This window comes from Bacillus sp. LR--39 (genome assembly GCF_053613335.1).
Genome location: NZ_JBSIOT010000327.1, coordinates 1 through 1066 on the forward strand (window position 1 = coordinate 1; position 1066 = coordinate 1066).

Below are 1066 nucleotides of genomic sequence, written 5' to 3' on the forward strand. Positions count from 1 at the left end.
TTTCTAATCACCCATAACTTATATCAAGCCCAGAAAGTAACAGATGATCTGACTTCACTTCTAGAGGATCGGTCTGTCCTTTTGTACCCCGTCAATGAACTCATTTCATCAGAAATCGCAGTTGCAAGCCCTGAATTGCGGGCGCAGCGATTAGATGTCATTAATAGACTAACGAATGGAGAAGCGCCAATTGTCGTTGCTCCGGTAGCTGCAATCAGAAGAATGCTGCCGCCTGTAGAGGTGTGGAAAAGCAGCCAGATGCTCATTCAAGTAGGCCATGATATCGAACCTGACCAGCTTGCCTCAAGGCTGGTAGAGGTAGGGTATGAGCGGTCTGATATGGTTTCTGCGCCCGGGGAATTCAGTATTCGCGGTGGAATCATTGACATTTATCCGTTGACTTCAGAGAATCCGGTGAGAATTGAACTTTTTGACACCGAGGTGGATTCAATCCGCAGCTTTAATTCAGATGATCAGCGGTCAATTGAGACCCTTACCTCGATCAATATCGGTCCCGCGAAGGAATTAATTATCAGACCGGAAGAAAAAGCGCGGGCGATGGAGAAAATCGATAGTGGTCTTGCCGCGAGCTTGAAAAAATTAAAGGCTGACAAACAAAAAGAAATACTTCATGCGAATATTTCTCACGATAAAGAACGCTTGTCTGAAGGCCAGACAGATCAGGAGCTCGTGAAGTATCTCTCATATTTCTATGAAAAGCCTGCTAGTTTACTAGATTATACACCTGATAATACACTTCTGATTTTGGATGAAGTCAGTCGGATTCATGAGATGGAAGAACAGCTTCAAAAAGAAGAAGCGGAGTTTATCACAAATCTTCTTGAGGAAGGGAAGATTTTGCATGACATTCGTTTGTCATTCAGCTTCCAAAAAATAGTGGCTGAGCAAAAACGGCCTCTGCTGTACTACTCTTTATTTTTGCGGCATGTACACCATACGAGCCCGCAAAATATCGTCAATGTGTCAGGCCGGCAAATGCAGAGTTTCCATGGCCAAATGAACGTGCTTGCGGGCGAAATGGAGCGTTTTAAAAAATCAAATTTCA

General features: G+C 44.0%; 1 pseudogene. It reads left to right on the forward strand.

The window, feature by feature from the left end:
• Positions 1–1066, forward strand: a pseudogene (locus ACWHAR_RS22935) (transcription-repair coupling factor); the annotation flags it as partial.